Origin of the sequence: Mesorhizobium sp. M0047 (genome assembly GCF_040323315.1) — a bacterium.
Lineage (GTDB): Bacteria > Pseudomonadota > Alphaproteobacteria > Rhizobiales > Rhizobiaceae > Mesorhizobium.
Map to the genome: position 1 here is coordinate 333,750 of NZ_JAMYUW010000001.1, position 17,073 is coordinate 350,822.

The window sequence follows — 17,073 nt, forward strand, 5'->3', positions numbered from 1 at the left end:
GATCAAAGCAGCATAGGCAAATTCGGGGAGTGCCATTTATGGCGAAGGCGGACGCGTGGGGCGCGCCCGAAGGGACGGCTTTTGCGCATCGCGAGACGCGCAGCGACGGTCTTGCCGGGAATACGCGGCTCATCGCCGAACCGGCGTACCGACGACTTCTGGCCGCCGAACCGCTGCTGCGCCGATCGATACCCGTCCTCATCATCACCTTCCTGATCGTCATCGCGGCGCTGCGCGTGCTGTCGCTGCTGAACGAGCGCGACGATGTCGAGCGCAATGCCAAGGCGATCCTGGCGCTGGCGGCGGGCCAACTGGCCAGTTCGCTCGCCACCACTTCGGACACGGTGCCTGGCGCCATCCAGGATCTGCTGGAGACCACAAGCCGTCAGGGCGCGATGGACCGCAGCCATGTGCTCGTCATCACCGACAGTGCTTTCAAGATCATCGCGGTGACGCCGCGCTCGATACCATGGCAAGGCCATTCGCTCGACGGCCTCGTCGAGGGCGGTCAACCCTTGTTCATGTTCGGCGATCGCGCCGGCGTCATGGAAGTCAACATTGACGGACGGGACTGGTATGCGGCGGTCAGCCTGGCAAATGGCCAGAAGGGTGCTGCGGCGGCCCTGGTGCCGCAGGACGCGGTTTTCGAAGCCTGGCGCAAGACTGTTTCGCTGAACGTCACCCTGTTCGTGCTGACGGCCGGCGTGCTGATCGTCATCCTCTATGCCTATTTCGGCCAGGCGGCACGCGCACAGGCGGCTGACCGCATCTACCTCGAAGCGCATCAGCGCATCGACATGGCACTGGTTCGCGGCCGCTGCGGCCTGTGGGACTGGGATATGGTGCGCGGCAAGATGTACTGGTCGCGATCGATGTATGACATGCTCGGCTACAGGCCCTGCGACACGATGCTGTCCTTCGGAGAAGTCGATCAGATCATCCACCCCGAGGACGGCGACCTGTTCGAGCTTGCCAATAGAATTGTCGCACGAGAGATCGATCACATCGACCAGGTGTTCCGGATGCGGCATGCCGACGGCCAGTGGGTCTGGATGCGCGCACGGGCACAAGTCATCGATCCGGAAGCGCCGGAGATCCAGCTGATCGGGATCGCCGTCGACGTCACCGAACAGCGTCATCTGGCGCTGCGTTCCGAAGCCGCCGACCTTCGCCTCAGAACAGCGATCGAGAACATCAACGAATCCTTCGTGCTGTGGGATTCGGCGCAGCGCCTGATCATGTGCAATTCCAAATACCAGCAGGACAACGGGCTCTCGGACCGCGACGTGATGCCGGGCGTCGCACGAGCGGCTCTTGAAGAACGCATGCAGGCCTTTGCTTCCGAGCGGCGGCTTGCCAACACCAGCGGATTGCAAGGCGGGGCCACTTTCGAGCGGCAGCTGGCCGATGGCCGCTGGCTGCAGGTCAACGAACTGAAGACCAGGGATGGCGGCATCGTCGCCGTCGGTTCAGATATCACCCAGATCAAGCTGCACCAGGAGAAGCTGGTCGACAGCGAGCGCCGGCTGATGGCGACGATCCATGATCTCAGCCTCGCGCGGCGGGCGGAAGAGGAGCGGTCGCGCGAACTGGTCGACCTCAACCGCAAATATATGAAGGAAACCGAACGCGCCGAGGCGGCGAACCGGGCCAAGTCCGAGTTCCTGGCCAACATGTCGCATGAGTTGCGCACGCCGCTGAACGCGATCATCGGCTTCTCGGAACTGATGGAACAGGGGCTGTTCGGCCCGCTCGGATCGGAGCGCTACGAGGAATACGCGACCGACATCAACAGCAGCGGCAAATATCTGCTGGGCGTCATCAACGACATTCTCGACATGTCCAAGATCGAGGCTGGCCAGTTCTCGCTGGACCGCGAAGAGATCGACCTCGGCCCGCTGATCAGCGAAACCGTTCGCGTCGTATCGTTGCAGGCGGCGCAAAAGGCCATAACCGTGGAAACCCGCATCGCCGACGCGCTGACGCTGATCGCCGACCGCCGTGCGATCAAGCAGATCGTCATCAACCTTTTGTCCAATGCGGTGAAATTCACCGGCCAGGGCGGCCACATATCGGTCAGGGCCCGCAACACATCCGGCGCGCTGGTGCTGACGATCGAGGACAATGGCTGCGGCATCCCCAAGGATGCGCTCGGCAAACTCGGACGGCCCTTCGAACAGGTGCAGAACCAGTTCTCCAAGAGTCACGCCGGGTCCGGCCTTGGCCTCGCCATCTCGCGCTCGCTGGCTGAACTCCAGGGCGGCGCGCTGAAGATCCGTTCGACCGAAGGTGTCGGCACGATCGTATCGGTGCGCATTCCGGTGAAGAAAGCCGCGCCGGCGATCAGGGCCGCGGCCTGAGCAGCAGGCTCCGACGGACAGCGGCGGAGCCTGCTCCAGACAGCCTCACTGCATATCGCTGTCGTCGCCGTCGTCACTCCATTGGCGGTGGCGGCCGAAGCGGCCGCCCTTCGGCAATTCGCCCTTTTCGATCTTGCCGTCATTGTTCCTGTCGAGCATCGCAAAGATTTTCTTCTCCCGACCGGCGATGTCGTCTGACGTCAGCGTGCCGTCGCCCTTGGTGTCGTAGCGGGCGATGATGCGTTTGGCCATCTGCTCGAAGCGCGCCTTCTCCAGCGCCTCGGCGAGCTGGGCGACGGTCAGCTTGCCGCCATTGTCGGCGACGAGTTTCTTCAGCCGAGCGTTCATGGCGTCGGAGAACTGGTCGAAGGTGATGGTGCCGTTCGAATCCTTCATCGCCTTGTTGAGTCGCATCATCGTGCCCTCGCGCATTTTTGCGCTGACATTGTTTTCGGCGTAGGCCGCGGAGCCGACAGCACCGGCCAAGGCTAGGAAGGCAAGGGCAAGTCTGGTTGTCTTTCTCATGGTCTTCTCCTGTTGCATCGTCACCCCCGATGCGGTCCGAGACAGCCGCTCGTCGCGATCATCCCGTACGAAGCAAAAGGTCGAAATCTTTCCTGACCTTTTGCGACGTCTCTTTGAGATGTGCTTCCAGCACACCGAAATCCGGCAGGTCAGTCACCGCCAGAAGCAGATCCGAAAGCCCGGGCGGAACATCGTCGCGCTCGAAGGCTCCGGTGAGGCACAGCCGCGTCATCTGGGTCAGCGCCAGATAGAGCGCATAGGCATCGCCAAGCTCCTGCCTGACCCCGGCATCGGCGAAACCCGGCGCCAGATGCGACAGGATCTCGGCCGTACCGGTGGCACGTGCAATTGGCACGGCCGGGGCACGCAGCCCGGCCTCGACCTGCCCGGTGATCACAGCCACCTGAGCGATGAATTCGAGATCGATGAGGCCGCCGGGGATCAGTTTGATGTCCCAGAGATCACGTGGCGGCTTTTCCTTTTCGATCATGGCGCGCATGTCCGAGGCCTCGGCCATCACTTTTGCCGCATCGCGCGGTTGGCCGAGCACCGCCGCCACTTCCGCCTCGACCTCGCTGCACAGGCTGGCGTCGCCGGCAATGGCACGCGCCCGCGAAAGCGCCATGTGCTCCCACGTCCAAGCCTCCTGGCGCTGGTACTTCTTGAAGGCATCGATATGGGTGGCCACCGGACCCTTGTTGCCCGATGGCCGCAAGCGCAGGTCGAGGTCGTAGAGAACGCCCTCCGCCGTCGGCGCGGACACCGCCGCGATCAGCCGCTGCGTCATGCGGGTGTAGTAATGCGAAGGCGCCAGCGGCTTATCGCCATCGGATTCCTCGGCATCCGGTGCGTGGTCGTAGAGCAGGATCAGGTCGACATCCGAGCCGGCGGTCAACTCTCGGCTGCCGAGTTTGCCCAGGCCGAGCAGGGAAACCACGCCCCCGGCAATCGTGCCGTGGCGCGCTGCGAATTCGGTTGTCACCGCCTGCAGCGCCGCCTCGATGGTAAGATCTGCCAGGTCGGAAAAGGCGTGGCCGGCGCGCACCGGGTCGATCGAGCCGGCCAGCAGCCGCACACCGATCAGGAATTTCTGCTCGGAGGCAAATATGCGCAGCCGGTCGAGCACGTCCTCATACGGCCGGTCGCCCTCGACGAAGGCGGAAAGCCGCGCCGACAGATAGGCGCGGTCCGGCAGCTCCGTCAGCAAGGCCGGATCCAGCAAACCGTCGAAAACATGCGGCCGGCGCGTGATGATCGCTGCCAGCCGGGGTGCCGCACCCATGATTGTCGCCAAAAGCTTGAGCAGGGCCGGATTGGACTGCAGCAGGGAAAACAGCTGGATGCCGGCCGGCAGGCCAGCGAGAAACTCATCGAAGCGCAACAGGGCCTCATCAGCCCTGCGCGTCTGGCCAAAGGACCGCAACAGCGCCGGCGTCAGTTCCGTCAGCCGCTCGCGTGCCTCCGCCGACTGGGTGACGCGATAGCGGCCGAAATGCCAGCCGCGAATGACGCGGCAGATGTCGCTTGGTCGCTGAAAGCCGAGACCGTGCAAGGTCCGCAACGTATCGGGATCGTCGACATCGCCGGTGAAGACCAAATTGCCGATGCCGGTTGAGAGTTCCGGCGCGGTTTCGAAGAGTGCCGCGTAATGGCGTTCGACCTGCTGCAGCGAAGCGCGGAACGCTTGGGAAAAGGCAGCAGAATCGGCAAAACCCAGCATGCGGGCGATTCGCTCCAGCGCCTCATCGTCATCCGGCAGCGTGTGCGTCTGCTCGTCGGCAACCATCTGCACGGCATGTTCGACACGGCGCAGGAACCAGTACTGGCGCGCCAGCGCGTCACGCGCATCGGTGGTGATCCAGCCACGCGCCGCGAGCTGGCCGAGCATCGGCACGGTCTCGCGGCCACGCAGTTCCGGAAAGCGTCCGCCGGCGATGAGCTGCTGGGTCTGGACGAAGAACTCGATTTCGCGGATACCGCCGCGCCCGAGCTTTACGTTGTGGCCCTTGACGGCGATCTCGCCATGACCCTTGTGGGCGTGGATCTGTCGCTTGATCGAATGGACGTCGGCAATCGCCGCGTAGTCCATGTATTTGCGCCAGATGTAGGGCTGGAGCTCTTTGAGGAAGAAGGCGCCCGCGGCCAGGTCACCGGCCACCGGACGCGCCTTGACCATGGCGGCGCGCTCCCAATTCTGGCCGCGCGCTTCATAGTAGCGTAGTGCGGCCTCGACTGGGATCGCCAGCGGGGTTGAACCCGGATCGGGGCGCAGCCTCAGATCGGTGCGGAAAACATAACCGTGCTCGGTGCGATCCTGCAGGATGCGCACCAGGCGGCGTGTCAGGCGGGAAAACAGTTCTGTGGCGTCGAGAGGATCGATCACGGCTGGCGCTTCCGGATCGAAGAAAACCACGAGATCGATGTCGGAGGAGAAATTCAGCTCGTGCGCGCCAAGCTTGCCCATGCCGAGCAGGATCCAGCCCGATTTCTTCGATGGCCTGTCGAGATCCGGCAGTTTGAGCTTGCCCTGGCCATGCGCGTCGCGCAGCAGGAAGTCGACGGCCGCACGGGTGCAAGCATCGGCAAGGTCGCTCAACCGCCGAACTGTCAGCGCCGTTTCGGCCTCGCCGGCAAGATCAGCCAGCGCGATCAGGAAATGCGCCTCGGCCTTGCACTGGCGAAGTTCCATCATGAGCCCGGCTTCCGATACCTCCTCGGCCAATGGCGCCTGGTCGATAGTGGCGCCGATCGCTTTCAGCCGGACCTCGACCGTCTGCTCGAACAGCCCATCTAGAATCCGTGGCCGGCGACGTGCCGTATCGCGCAGGAAGGGCGACAGATCGAAGATGGCTGCCAAGAGATCCTGGCCCTCCCCTTTACGGGCCAGGAACTTGGCCAGCCTTGTCAGCCCTTCTTCGCCTGCGGCGGAGCCGATCTCGGCCAGTTCTTGCCGCGCCCGGTCCTCGTCTAACGGGGCAAGACTGATCGCCGGCTTCAGCAGCCAGTCCGTCGCCCTCGCAGCCGTGCTCATCAGTGATCCTCCCGTGCCGGGAAACTCATGACCACAGACAGTCCAGGATTGCCGGGCGAGAGATCAAGCCGGCCATTGTGGAACGTCATGACGGCCTTGGCGAGGCTGAGGCCAAGGCCGGAACCCGGCTGCGATCGGCTTTTTTCCAACCGCACGAAGCGTTCCGTCGCGCGGGCACGGTCGGCGTCGTCGGGGATGCCGTGGCCATTGTCGATGACCGAGAGCCGAACATCCGTGCCGGTTCGCTCGAGGGCTACGCGCACAGCCGGCTGAGCGGCGGCGTCGGTCGAATATTTGATGGCGTTGTCGACGATGTTCGACAACGCCTGGCCGATCAGTTCGCGGTTGCCATTGACGAAAACCGTCTCCCGCACGTCGGTCTTAAGCGAGACGCCCGCCTCCTCCGCCACCGGCTCGTAGAGTTCGACGACATCGCGAACGGCCTCGGAAAGGTCGACGCGGTCGATGTTCTCCGAGGAGTAGCCAGCCTCAAGCCGGGAGATCATCAGGATGGCATTGAAGGTTTTTATCAGTTGGTCGGACTCGGCGATGGTGCCTTCCAGTGCCTGACGGTAGTCGGCGGTCTTGTGCTTGCCCGAAAGCGCCGCTTCTGCCCGGTTGCGCAGGCGCGTCAGCGGCGTCTTCAGATCATGCGCGATGTTGTCGGAAACCTGCTTCAAGCCTTCGTTGAGCGTGGCGATCCTGGCCAGCATCACATTGAGATTTTCGGAAAGCCGGTCGAACTCGTCGCCGGTCCCGGTCACCGGCAGCCGGCCGGTCAGGTCGCCACCCATGATGCGGCGGCTGGCCTCCGACACACTGTCGATGCGCTTCAGCGCCGCGCGGCCGACGAAGAACCAGATCAGCAGCCCGCCAAGCCCCATCATGCCGAGCGCCAGCATCAGGGCGCGACGGATCACGGCGCGAAAACGCTCCGGCTCACCGAGGTCACGGCCGACCAGCATGATCATCTGATTTGGCAGCCGCAGCACCAGCGCAATGGCATTGTGGCCCGTTTCGCCCTGGGCCTGCGGGTCGTTCTGCTCGGTTTGGTTGGTACCCTGCTCGGCGGGCAGATTGCGCAGACGCTCGAGCTCTCCTTCGCCAAAGCGCTGATAGGAGAACGGGCTGCTGGTCCAACCTTCGGTTTCGAGAACGCCTGGTTCAAGGCTCTGCACATTGCCGGTCAGAATCTGGCCGTTGGCGTCGGCGATCAGATAGAGGTTTGCGCCGGGCTGGCGCGAGCGCGCCTCGACCACACGGACCAGCACCGGCAGGCCGCCGCGTTGATAGGCGCGAGCCAGACCGAGCACCTCGTCATTGATGGTGTCCTGGGTCTGCGCCGTCAGCATGCGCGCCGATAGGGAGGTCATGTAGAAGACGAGCGCCACCGCGCAGAGCGCGAAGAGCAGGAGATAGAGCGCCGAAAGCCGCGCTGCCGTCGTCTTCATGATGGCTGGCACGGAAAGAGCCATGCCGCCGCTAACTGCTCTTCAGCATGTAGCCGGCGCCGCGAACCGTATGCAGGATGGGCTTGTCGAAGCCCTTCTCGATCTTGCCGCGCAGCCGCGAGACATGGACGTCAATGACATTGGTCTGTGGATCGAAATGATAGTCCCAGACATTTTCGAGCAGCATGGTGCGCGTCACCACCTGGCCGGCATGGCGCATCAGATACTCCAGCAGGCGGAATTCACGTGGCTGCAGCGTGATCTCGCGCCCCGCGCGACGGACCGAATGCGACAGCCTGTCGAGTTCGAGATCGCCGACGCGGTAGACGGTTTCGGCTTCCTTGGCGCTGGCGCGGCGGTTCAGCACCTCGACGCGGGCCAGAAGCTCGGAAAAGGCATAGGGCTTGGTCAGGTAGTCGTCGCCGCCGGCGCGCAGGCCGGTGACCCGGTCATCGACTTCGCCGAGCGCCGACAGGATCAGCACCGGGGTCGTGTTGCCCCTGGATCTCAGACCGGCAATGACCGACAGGCCGTCACGGCGCGGCATCATCCGGTCGATGACCATCACGTCGTAGTCGCCGGCATCGGCGAGCGCGAAGCCGGTTTCGCCGTCACCGGCGACATGCGCGGTGTGACCGGCCTCGGTAAAGGCTTTCTGCAAGTAATCCGCGGCCTCGCGATCGTCTTCTATGACGAGAATCTTCATAGGACTGTTATACGCGATTTCGCCGGAACGTTGAGTGGCAGACATCTGCATCGTGGCCTTTGCCAAAGCGCATCGAGATCAAGATCATCCGAAGCCGTACGCGATAAAGTCCTTGTCCCCGTTGTGGTTGCGCCAAGACCGCCGGAACGCTTTCAGACGAAATACCAGGCTTTCAGACGATAGTGCGGCAGCGGGCGATGGGAGCCCGCTGCCGCCGGGGGAGAGCACGATGACTGACTAACGCGCTCCTCCACGCTTTCCCGTGCGGCGGCTCGGGGGTGTTTGAAACGGCCGCACGGGAAAAGTCGAACAGCATCAGCCCTTGGCGACGGGCAGTGCGACGAAACGATTGGTGTCGTCGCGGGTTATCTGCATCAGCACCGCCTTGCGGCCGGATTTGACTGCGTCGGTCATCGCCTTGGTGACGTCGTCTGTGCCGTTCACCTCGGTCGAATTGACTGATGTGATGACGTCGCCTGGCTGGATACCACGATCGGCGGCATCGCTGTCGGGGTCGACGTCGGTCACCACAAGCCCCTTGCCGTTTTCGGACTTGGTGACGGTCAGGCCGAGATCGGCCAGAGTGTCGGGCTTGGCCGGAGCGGGCGGCTGCGGCTGGGCGGCTGATGCCTGCTTGTCACTGGTCGGTAGAGTGCCGAGATCGACCTTGACCGTTTGGCTCTTGCCGTCGCGCCACACCGTGACGTCGACAGATTTGCCGGGCGAAAAGGCGCCGATCAGGCGTGCCAGTTCCTTCGGCGAAGCAACGTCCTTGCCGTCGACCTGGGTGATCACGTCACCGGCGGTGATACCGGCCTTCTTGCCGGGGCCGTTGTCCTGGGCGCTGGAAACCAGCGCGCCGTTGTTGGACTTCAGACCGAGCGATTCGGCGATGTCGGACGTGACCGGCTGGATTTCGACGCCGAGCCAGCCGCGCTGCACCGAACCACTCTTCATCAGGTCCTGAACGACCTGTTTGGCGGTCGAAGCGGGAATGTCGAAGGCGATGCCGACGCTGCCGCCAGACGGCGAGAAGATCGCGGTGTTGATGCCGACGACCTGGCCGTTGAGGTTGAAGGTCGGGCCACCCGAATTGCCACGGTTGACCGACGCATCGATCTGGATGAAGTCGTCATAAGGGCCGGCGCCAATGTCGCGGCCGCGGGCCGAGACTATGCCGGCGGTGACAGTGCCGCCGAGGCCGAACGGATTGCCGACCGCCACCACCCAGTCGCCAACGCGGACCTTGGAATCATCCGCGAAGTCGACATAGGTAAACTTGCCGACACCATCGACCTTGAGCACGGCGAGATCGGTGCGCGGGTCGGTGCCGATCAGCTTGGCGTCGAGTTCCTTGCCGTCATTCATCACCACGGTAAAGGCCGAGCCTTCCGAAACGACATGGTTGTTGGTGACGAGATAGCCGTCATCGGAGATGAAAAAGCCGGATCCCTGCGCAACCGGCCGCGGCTGGTCGTTATTGTGGTCACGGTGGCTGAAACGCCTGTTACCGTCCTGACCGTTCTGGTCGCCAAAGCCGCGGAATTCCTTGAAGAAGCGGCGCAGCTGCGGGTTATCGGGCATGTTGTTCATGCCGTCCGGATCGTCGGACTGGTCGGAGCCATCATCGGCCGCCGGGCTGATCTTGGCCTTTACCTTGACGCTGACAACGGCGGGAGAAACGCGCTCGACGACATCGGCGAAGCCTGGCACCTGCGGCGCCTCGATGCGCACGGCGTCGGCCAGAACAGGGCTGGTTCCACTGGTCAGCGCGCCGACGCCGATCGCACCGGCCACCGCGATGGACGCGACGGCAGCCATGAGACGCTTGCGGGTGACGGAATATGAATTGGGGGCAATATTCATGGTTCTCGTATCCTCTTTCAAATGGACGCTGCGTGATCGGCATCCTCGGGAAGAGAGAATTAGAGAGGCGCACATTACAGCGCCATTTCCGACACATGAAACTTTGGTAATGTTCGGCAGCGACCGCGGCGTCAGTCGCGGCGCAATATGGCGTCCAACGATGCCTGCTCTTCGGCGGACAGGGATTTTGTCGCCAGCGTGCGGCGCGACCGCGCGGTCAGCACGATGAAAACGCCTCCCACCAGCAACAGCAGGACTGGCGTGCCCCACAGCAACGCATTGCGCAGATCGAAACGCGGCTTCAGCAGCACGAACTCGCCATAGCGGGAGACGACGTAATCCATCACCTGCTGGTCGGTATCGCCGGCGACGAGGCGCTGGCGCACAAGGATGCGCAGGTCACGGGCAAGGTCGGCGTCGGATTCGTCGATCGACTGGTTCTGGCAGACCATGCAGCGCAGGCCCTCCGACAGCGCCCGCGCTCGTGCCTCGAGCGCCGGATCGGGCAGCATCTCGTCAGGCTTCACCGCCAGTGCGGTGCCGGCGAAGAACAGCGCCAACAGCAGGACGATCGAGGTCAGCGAAAGCCGTGTGCTCATGGCAGGTCCGCGGATGTTACCGCGATCGCTTGCTTGCGTCGCCGCGACGGCGCGCCGACGCGAAGGCGCCGGTCCATCAGCGACATCGCCGCGCCCGCCATCATCACCAGGCCGCCGCCCCAGATCAAGGTCACCAGCGGCTTCCACCACAGACGCACCACGACGGAACCGTCATTGCCCTCGTCGCCGAGCGAGAGGTAGAGCTGGGAGAGACCGATCGTCCTGATGCCGGATTCAGTCGTCGTCATCTGCCGCACCGGATAAAACCGCTTGGCGGAGCTGATTTCGCCAACGGGACTGCCGCTGACGCCGATCAGCTCGAAGCGGCCGCGATCCTCGCTGTAGTTCGGCCCCTGGGCCGGATAAAGCCCGACGAAACGCACCGTATGGCCGGAGAGTTCGACGGTCTCGCCGGCATGCATCGACAGGATCTTCTCGGTGCCGAAGCAAAGCGTGCCGACGATGCCGAGCGTGGTCAGGCCAAGGCCAAGATGAGCGAAGGCGGTACCGAAGACCGAGCGCGGCAGGCCGAGCAGGCGCCTGACCATGATGCCCGGGGCAACATTGCCAAAGCCGGATTTGACGGCAAGGTCAGTGAGCGCCCCGAGGATCAGCCAGACGGCGAGGCCGACGCCCAGGGCCGCAAACACCGAGGCGCCGTCGATGAACAAAGCGGTGACCAGCGTTGCCAGGAGGGCCGCGGCGAACGCCACCATCAGCCGCTGCGCGACGGCGAAAACATCGCCGCGCTTCCAGGCCAGCAGCGGCCCGAACGGAACCACCAGCAGCAGTGGCACCATCAGGGGTCCGAAGGTGAGGTTGAAGAACGGCGCGCCGACCGAAATCTTGTCGGCTGAAAAGGCCTCCACGGCAAGCGGATAGAGCGTGCCGACGAGCACAGTCGCGGTCGCCGTGGTCAGGAACAGATTGTTGAGGACGAGCGCACCCTCGCGCGAAATCGGATGAAACAGGCCGCCGGCCGTCAGACGCGAGGCGCGCAACGCAAACAGCGCCAGCGAGCCGCCGATGAACAATGTCAGGATGCACAGGATGAAGACGCCGCGTGTCGGATCGGTGGCGAAGGCGTGGACCGAAGTCAAGACGCCCGAACGCACCAGGAACGTGCCGAGCAGCGACAGCGAAAAGGTGAGGATGGCGAGCAGCAGCGTCCAGATCTTCAGCGCCGAGCGCTTTTCCATGACGATCGCCGAATGGAGCAGCGCTGTGCCGGACAGCCACGGCATGAAGGAGGCGTTCTCGACCGGATCCCAGAACCAGAAACCGCCCCAACCGAGTTCGTAGTAGGCCCAGTAGGATCCCATGGCGATTCCGCCGGTCAGGAACATCCAGGCGACCAACGTCCACGGCCGCACCCAGCGTGCCCAGGACGCGTCGATGCGTCCTTCGATGAGAGCGGCGACCGAAAAGGAAAAGCAGATCGAGAAGCCGACATAGCCGAGATAGAGGAAGGGCGGGTGGATGGCGAGGCCGAGATCCTGGAGGATCGGGTTGAGATCGCGGCCCTCGATCGGCGCCGGATTGAGCCGGATGAACGGATTGGACGTCGCCAGGATGAACAGGAAGAAGGCGGCGCCGATGGCTCCCTGCACGGCAAGCACGTTGGCGCGCAGCGTCGCCGGCAGATTTGACCCGAAGGCGGCGACAAGGGCGCCGAAGAAGGTCAGGATCAGCACCCAGAGCAGCATCGAGCCTTCGTGATTGCCCCAGGTTCCGGTGATCTTGTAGATCAGCGGTTGCAGCGAATGCGAGTTTTCCCACACACTCGCCACCGAGAAATCAGAGCTTGCGTAAGCGCTCGCCAACGCCACGAAGGACAGCGCCGTCAGGGCAAAGCCGGTCACCGCGACTGGCCCACCGACCGCCATCAGGCGCTGGTTGTTCAGACGTGCGCCAAACAGCGGCACGAGCGTCTGCACAAGCGACAGCGCAAACGCCAGGACCAAGGCGAAATGTCCGGTTTCAACCATGGCTGTAATTCACTCTTGCTCTCCTGCCAGAGCTATTCACTCTTGCTCTCCTGCCAGATGCCCTTGGCCTTCAGGCCGTCGGCCACGTCCTTGGGCATATAGCGCTCATCATGCTTGGCGAGCACGCTGTCGGCAACGAAGACGCCGTCCGGGCCGAATGTGCCCTCGGTGATCACGCCCTGCTCTTCGCGGAAAAGATCGGGCAGGATGCCCGTATAGGCGACCTTGACCGATTTGTGCGTATCGGTGACCGAAAACCCGACGGTCGCCCCCTGCCCGCGCTGGATCGTGCCTTTTTCAACCAGCCCGCCCAGCCTGATGCGCTGGCCAGGCTGGACACTGGCGGTGGTCAGATCAGCCGGCATATAGAAATAGGACGCCTTCTGGCCAAGCGCATAGAAGGTCAGCCCGGTGGCGGCGCCAAGGAAAGCCAGTCCGCCCGCGATCACCGACAATCGTTTCTGCTTGCGCGTCATGTCTTACTCTACTCCGTTGCCGTCAGGCCAAGCGAGGCGGCAAAGGCGGTGAATTTTTTCGCTTCGTCACTGTCGGCTCCAAAGACGGCAATGGCGCGACCGAGCGCCTGACGTGCCAGATCGGCCTTGCCCAGCACGACATAGGAACGAACGAGGCGCATCCAACCTTCCGGATCGCGCGGATTTTGCCGCAGCTTGTCGTCGAGGCGGGCGACCATAGTGCTGATCATCGCTTCCCTATCAGCGGGAGACATCGACGATGCAGCGTCGATATCGCCGGCATCGGGACCGTTGGTGGCGCCGCCGGAAGCGACTGCGGGACTGCCGGACCTGGCCAGCGCCTGCTCGACCGCACTGCGCCATGGCGACTCCGGCGGCAGCTTGCCCAACATTGCCCGCCAGGCTGTGGCCGCCTCCTTGGTGCGGCCCTCCTGCGCCAGCGCCATCGCCAGATAGAAGCTCGCCTTCGCATTGGCCGGGTCGAGCTTCAAGGCCGCCTCGAAGGCCTTCTGTGCATCGGCCGAGACGATGCCGCCTGCCGCACCGGCGATCGCCTCGCCAAGACCGGCCTGGCGAACGGCGCTGTCGCCATCGAGGCGGATAGCGTTACGATAGGCCGCCGCCGCGTCGGAAAAGCGTTGCATGCGCAGATAGACTGGCGCGAGCACATCCCAGCCCCTGCCATCGGAAGGATTGGCAGCAAGATGGGCTTCGGCCCGCGCCACCAATTCGTCGACCGAACTGTCGGCCGGGTTCTTGGCCAACCGCTCGCTGAGTGGTTGCGACGGCAAATCGGGTGAGCCGAGCTGACTGTAAAGGCCCCAACTGACCAGCGGCACCGCCAGAACGGCCGCGGTGGCGACCAGCCTTGCCGTTACCGAAATTCGGCCAACGGACGCCTTGGCCGCCGCTGCCGCATTGTCGAGGCGAAGGATGCGGCGAGCGATCTCGGCGCGCGCTTCGGCAGCTTCCCCCGGCTGGATCAAGCCACGCGCAGCGTCGCGGTCAAGCTCGGATAACTGGTCGCGATAGACTTCGAGATCGTGATCGCTGCTCGACGACGCGCCCTTCGAGCTGGCGGTCAGCGGCAGCAGCACCGCCAGGCTTGCACCCAGCGTGAGAATTGCGGCTATGACCCAGAACAGCATGGTTCTTCCAATAATGGCAGAGTTCTGCCGTGCCAACACAGGCTTCCTGCGACGCTTTGACGGCAGGCGCGCCGCATGTCCTTGATCGACGTCAACCGACCGGATACCAGCCTGACTCTATCTCAGCTTCTGTGCATGTCGTCGTTCTAAAACCGCTGCGCGGTTGAGCGACATGCACCGTCAGGTCAGCGGCGTCCAACTGCCGTTGGTGTTACGGCAAGCGGTTCCACGCGCCGTCACCCCGGCGCCGCCGGTGAAAACCGTCTGCGTATACTGGCGGCAATCCTGCGAGCCGACGCGATAGGGTTGTGCCGGAACCACCTCGCCATAGCGCGAAGCCTGGGCGCCTTTCCACGTTACCTTCTGGCCGCTGGTCGTGTATTCGAGCGCCTTGTATTCAGCCTCGAGCGCCCTGCGCTTCTCGGTCTCGCTGAGGCCGGCGCCGATCGACCCACCGATGAGGCCGCCGCCCATCGCCGAAATGATCGTCGCGGTGACCTTGCCGCTGGAAGGAGGCGTCGAGGCCGGTGTCACTGCTACGGTCGGCCCCTTGCCGCTCAGCGTGGTGCAGCCGGAAACGCCCAGCAATGCGGAAATAAGCGCGACGCGAATCTTCATGCCAACAACCGGTGTTCTTGAGTTGGAGCCTGCTATGGATAGGCCGGGGGCCGCGTCATCGGAGAAGTTGGCGCTGCCATAGTATTGAGATTTGTCGGAAATTTGGCCGCTGCCGGCCAATCCGGGACCAATCGACATGCCGACATAACATGCCCCGTTCATCAATGTCGAATGGCCGTGCCTGAACATCACTGAAGGCTCCGCAATCGCACCACCGCCTTCAATCCGCCCATGCCGGACCGTTCGAGCGCCAGGACGCCTCCATACTCGTTGACGAGGTCGGCGACAATGGCCAGCCCTAGACCTGTTCCGGGCTTTGTCTCGTCCAGACGCCGTCCGCGCTTCAGCGCCTCGCGCGCCTTGTCATCGGGAATGCCAGGGCCGTCATCCTCGATATCGATCTCAAACAGGCCGGCCGGATCATCCTTGCCAGTCAAAGGCACGACCGAGACCAACACCGCGCTTTTTGCCCATTTCATCGCGTTTTCGAGCAAATTGCCGATCAACTCCTCAAGGTCCTCGCGCTCGCCTGCGAAGACGATTTCGGTCGCAGGCAACGACAGCGACAGATTTGTCTGCGGATTGAGCTTCTGCAGAACCCGCACCATGCGCTGCACCAGCGGCGTCACGGGCGTGCGGAAGACGACGCTGTCGCGCTGCGCCGCGACGCGGGCGCGCTGTAGATAGTGCTCGACCTGCTTCTGCATGGAAGCGGCTTGTTCGGCGATCAGCTGTCCCTTGGCTCCGCCAAGCGCCCGGCCCTCATTGAGCAGCACCGCGAGCGGCGTCTTCAGAGAATGGGCGAGATTGCCGACCTGGGTTCGCGACCGCTCGACGATGCGCCTGTTGTTTTCGATCAACGCATTGGTTTCGTTGGCAAGCGGCTCGATCTCGGCCGGGAACTGGCCGTCGAGCCTCTGCGCGGTGCCCTCGCGCACCATGGCAAGCGCATTCCTCACCCGGCGCAGGGGCTGCAGGCCGAGCAGGATGGCAATCGCGTTGATGGCGATCATGCCGACGCCGAACAGGCTGAGATAGGTCAGCAGGCGGCGTTGGAAGCTGGCGATTTCCTGCTCGAGTTCGCTCTGGTTGCCCATGACGCGGAAGCGCGCGGCGCGGTTCTTGGAATCGAGAACGAATTCGCTCTCGAACACTTCGAGTTGCTCGCCATCGATGCCTTCGGTCGGATAGCTGCGCTGGAAGCTGGCGTTGAACGGCACCTCGGCGACATCAGGCGATGGGATTTTGCGCGTCATCGAAGACGAGTGAAGATCGCCATGCACGCCTTCCGAGGCGGGCTCTACCGACCAGTACCAGCCCGAATTCGGCTCCGAGAAGCGGAGATCGCCGAGGTCGGGCGCACCGGTGAGCGCACCGTTGTCGGAAATACCGATGGAGCCGATCAAATTGAACAGATGCGCCGAAAGCAGGCTGTCGAAGCCGCGCTCGCTGGCCTGGCGATAGAGGGTGGTGATCAGGGTGAATATGACGACGAGCGTCACGATCGCCCAGACCGTGGAAAAGGCGATGACGCGGAACGTCAGCGAACGCGGCCACAAACGCAGCGAAAGCGGCGTCCTTGCGGTTGGTTTGAGCGGTTCCGAGTTACGCCTCCGGCTCACGCATGCGGTAGCCCATGCCGCGCACGGTTTCAATCATGTCGATGCCCATCTTCTTGCGAAGACGCCCGACAAACACCTCGATAGTGTTGGAATCGCGGTCGAAGTCCTGGTCATAGAGATGCTCGACCAGCTCCGTGCGCGAAACCACCTCGCCCATATGGTGCATCAGATAGGCAAGCAGGCGGAATTCGTGCGACGTCAGTTTCAGCGGCACGCCGTCGACGTCGGCCTTGGACGCCTTGGTGTCGAGGCGCAACGGCCCGCAGGTCAGTTCGGACGAGGCATGGCCGGCAGCGCGCCGGATCAGGGCCCGAACCCTCGCCAGCACCTCCTCGATGTGGAACGGCTTGGTGACATAGTCGTCGGCGCCGGCATCGATACCGGAGACCTTGTCGCTCCAGCGGTCGCGCGCCGTCAGCATCAGCACCGGCATCTTGCGGCCGCCGCGCCGCCAGCGCTCGACGACGCTAATGCCATCCATCTGCGGTAGGCCGATGTCGAGCACGACGGCGTCGTAGGGCTCGGTGTCACCAAGGAAATGGCCTTCCTCGCCGTCGAAGGCGCGGTCGACGACGTAGCCAGCATCGACCAGTGCATCCGATATCTGCCGATTGAGATCCTTGTCATCTTCGACGACGAGTACGCGCATGCGGAGTTCGATACCTGTTGAAGAGCTCGGGTCA

13 protein-coding genes are annotated in these 17,073 nt (G+C 63.5%); 1 reads left to right on the top strand and 12 read right to left on the bottom strand.

Features of this window, described 5'->3' with window-relative positions; genetic code table 11:
* Window positions 1–38 precede the first annotated feature (38 nt).
* A complete protein-coding gene (locus NKJ89_RS01650) occupies window positions 39–2,360 on the top strand; it encodes a PAS domain-containing sensor histidine kinase (protein ID WP_352599279.1) in 2,322 nt (773 codons plus the stop codon).
* A gap of 45 nt (window positions 2,361–2,405) precedes the next feature.
* Here NKJ89_RS01650 and NKJ89_RS01655 read toward each other — a convergent pair whose 3' ends face one another.
* From NKJ89_RS01655 to NKJ89_RS01710, 12 genes are all read right to left on the bottom strand, one after another.
* On the bottom strand, window positions 2,406–2,885 hold the full coding sequence (locus tag NKJ89_RS01655; RefSeq protein ID WP_352599281.1) for an EF-hand domain-containing protein: 480 nt from the start codon (window positions 2,883–2,885) through the stop codon (window positions 2,406–2,408).
* A 58-nt stretch (window positions 2,886–2,943) separates the two neighbouring features.
* Window positions 2,944–5,916, bottom strand: coding sequence for a bifunctional [glutamine synthetase] adenylyltransferase/[glutamine synthetase]-adenylyl-L-tyrosine phosphorylase (locus tag NKJ89_RS01660; protein ID WP_352599283.1), 2,973 nt, complete (start codon window positions 5,914–5,916; stop codon window positions 2,944–2,946).
* A complete protein-coding gene (locus NKJ89_RS01665) occupies window positions 5,916–7,391 on the bottom strand; it encodes a sensor histidine kinase (RefSeq protein WP_352599285.1) in 1,476 nt (491 codons plus the stop codon). Before NKJ89_RS01665 ends, NKJ89_RS01660 begins: the two co-directional genes overlap by 1 nt.
* Before the next feature lie 7 nt (window positions 7,392–7,398).
* Complete coding sequence (locus NKJ89_RS01670; RefSeq protein ID WP_352599287.1) at window positions 7,399–8,073, bottom strand: response regulator transcription factor; 675 nt, start codon at window positions 8,071–8,073, stop codon at window positions 7,399–7,401.
* Window positions 8,074–8,388: 315 nt separating this feature from the next.
* On the bottom strand, window positions 8,389–9,939 hold the full coding sequence (locus NKJ89_RS01675; RefSeq protein ID WP_352599289.1) for a Do family serine endopeptidase: 1,551 nt from the start codon (window positions 9,937–9,939) through the stop codon (window positions 8,389–8,391).
* A 131-nt stretch (window positions 9,940–10,070) separates the two neighbouring features.
* Window positions 10,071–10,538, bottom strand: coding sequence for a cytochrome c-type biogenesis protein (locus NKJ89_RS01680; protein ID WP_352599291.1), 468 nt, complete (start codon window positions 10,536–10,538; stop codon window positions 10,071–10,073).
* A complete protein-coding gene (locus tag NKJ89_RS01685; RefSeq protein ID WP_352599293.1) occupies window positions 10,535–12,526 on the bottom strand; it encodes a heme lyase CcmF/NrfE family subunit in 1,992 nt (663 codons plus the stop codon). Before NKJ89_RS01685 ends, NKJ89_RS01680 begins: the two co-directional genes overlap by 4 nt.
* A 32-nt stretch (window positions 12,527–12,558) precedes the next feature.
* Window positions 12,559–13,002, bottom strand: a complete 444-nt coding sequence (gene ccmE, locus NKJ89_RS01690; RefSeq protein WP_352599295.1) for a cytochrome c maturation protein CcmE — start codon at window positions 13,000–13,002, stop codon at window positions 12,559–12,561.
* An 8-nt stretch (window positions 13,003–13,010) separates the two neighbouring features.
* Window positions 13,011–14,150: a c-type cytochrome biogenesis protein CcmI gene (gene ccmI / locus NKJ89_RS01695; protein ID WP_352599355.1), complete on the bottom strand. Its 1,140-nt coding sequence runs from the start codon at window positions 14,148–14,150 to the stop codon at window positions 13,011–13,013.
* A 180-nt stretch (window positions 14,151–14,330) separates the two neighbouring features.
* Entirely contained in the window at window positions 14,331–14,768 is a 438-nt protein-coding gene (locus NKJ89_RS01700; protein WP_352599297.1) for an RT0821/Lpp0805 family surface protein, read from the bottom strand.
* A 188-nt stretch (window positions 14,769–14,956) separates the two neighbouring features.
* A complete protein-coding gene (locus tag NKJ89_RS01705; protein ID WP_352599300.1) occupies window positions 14,957–16,390 on the bottom strand; it encodes an ATP-binding protein in 1,434 nt (477 codons plus the stop codon).
* The gene (locus NKJ89_RS01710) at window positions 16,374–17,039 is read right to left on the bottom strand and encodes a response regulator transcription factor (RefSeq protein WP_352599302.1); all 666 of its coding nucleotides are present in this window, start codon (window positions 17,037–17,039) and stop codon (window positions 16,374–16,376) included. The genes NKJ89_RS01705 and NKJ89_RS01710 overlap by 17 nt, the downstream gene beginning before the upstream one ends.
* Window positions 17,040–17,073: the final 34 nt, after the last annotated feature.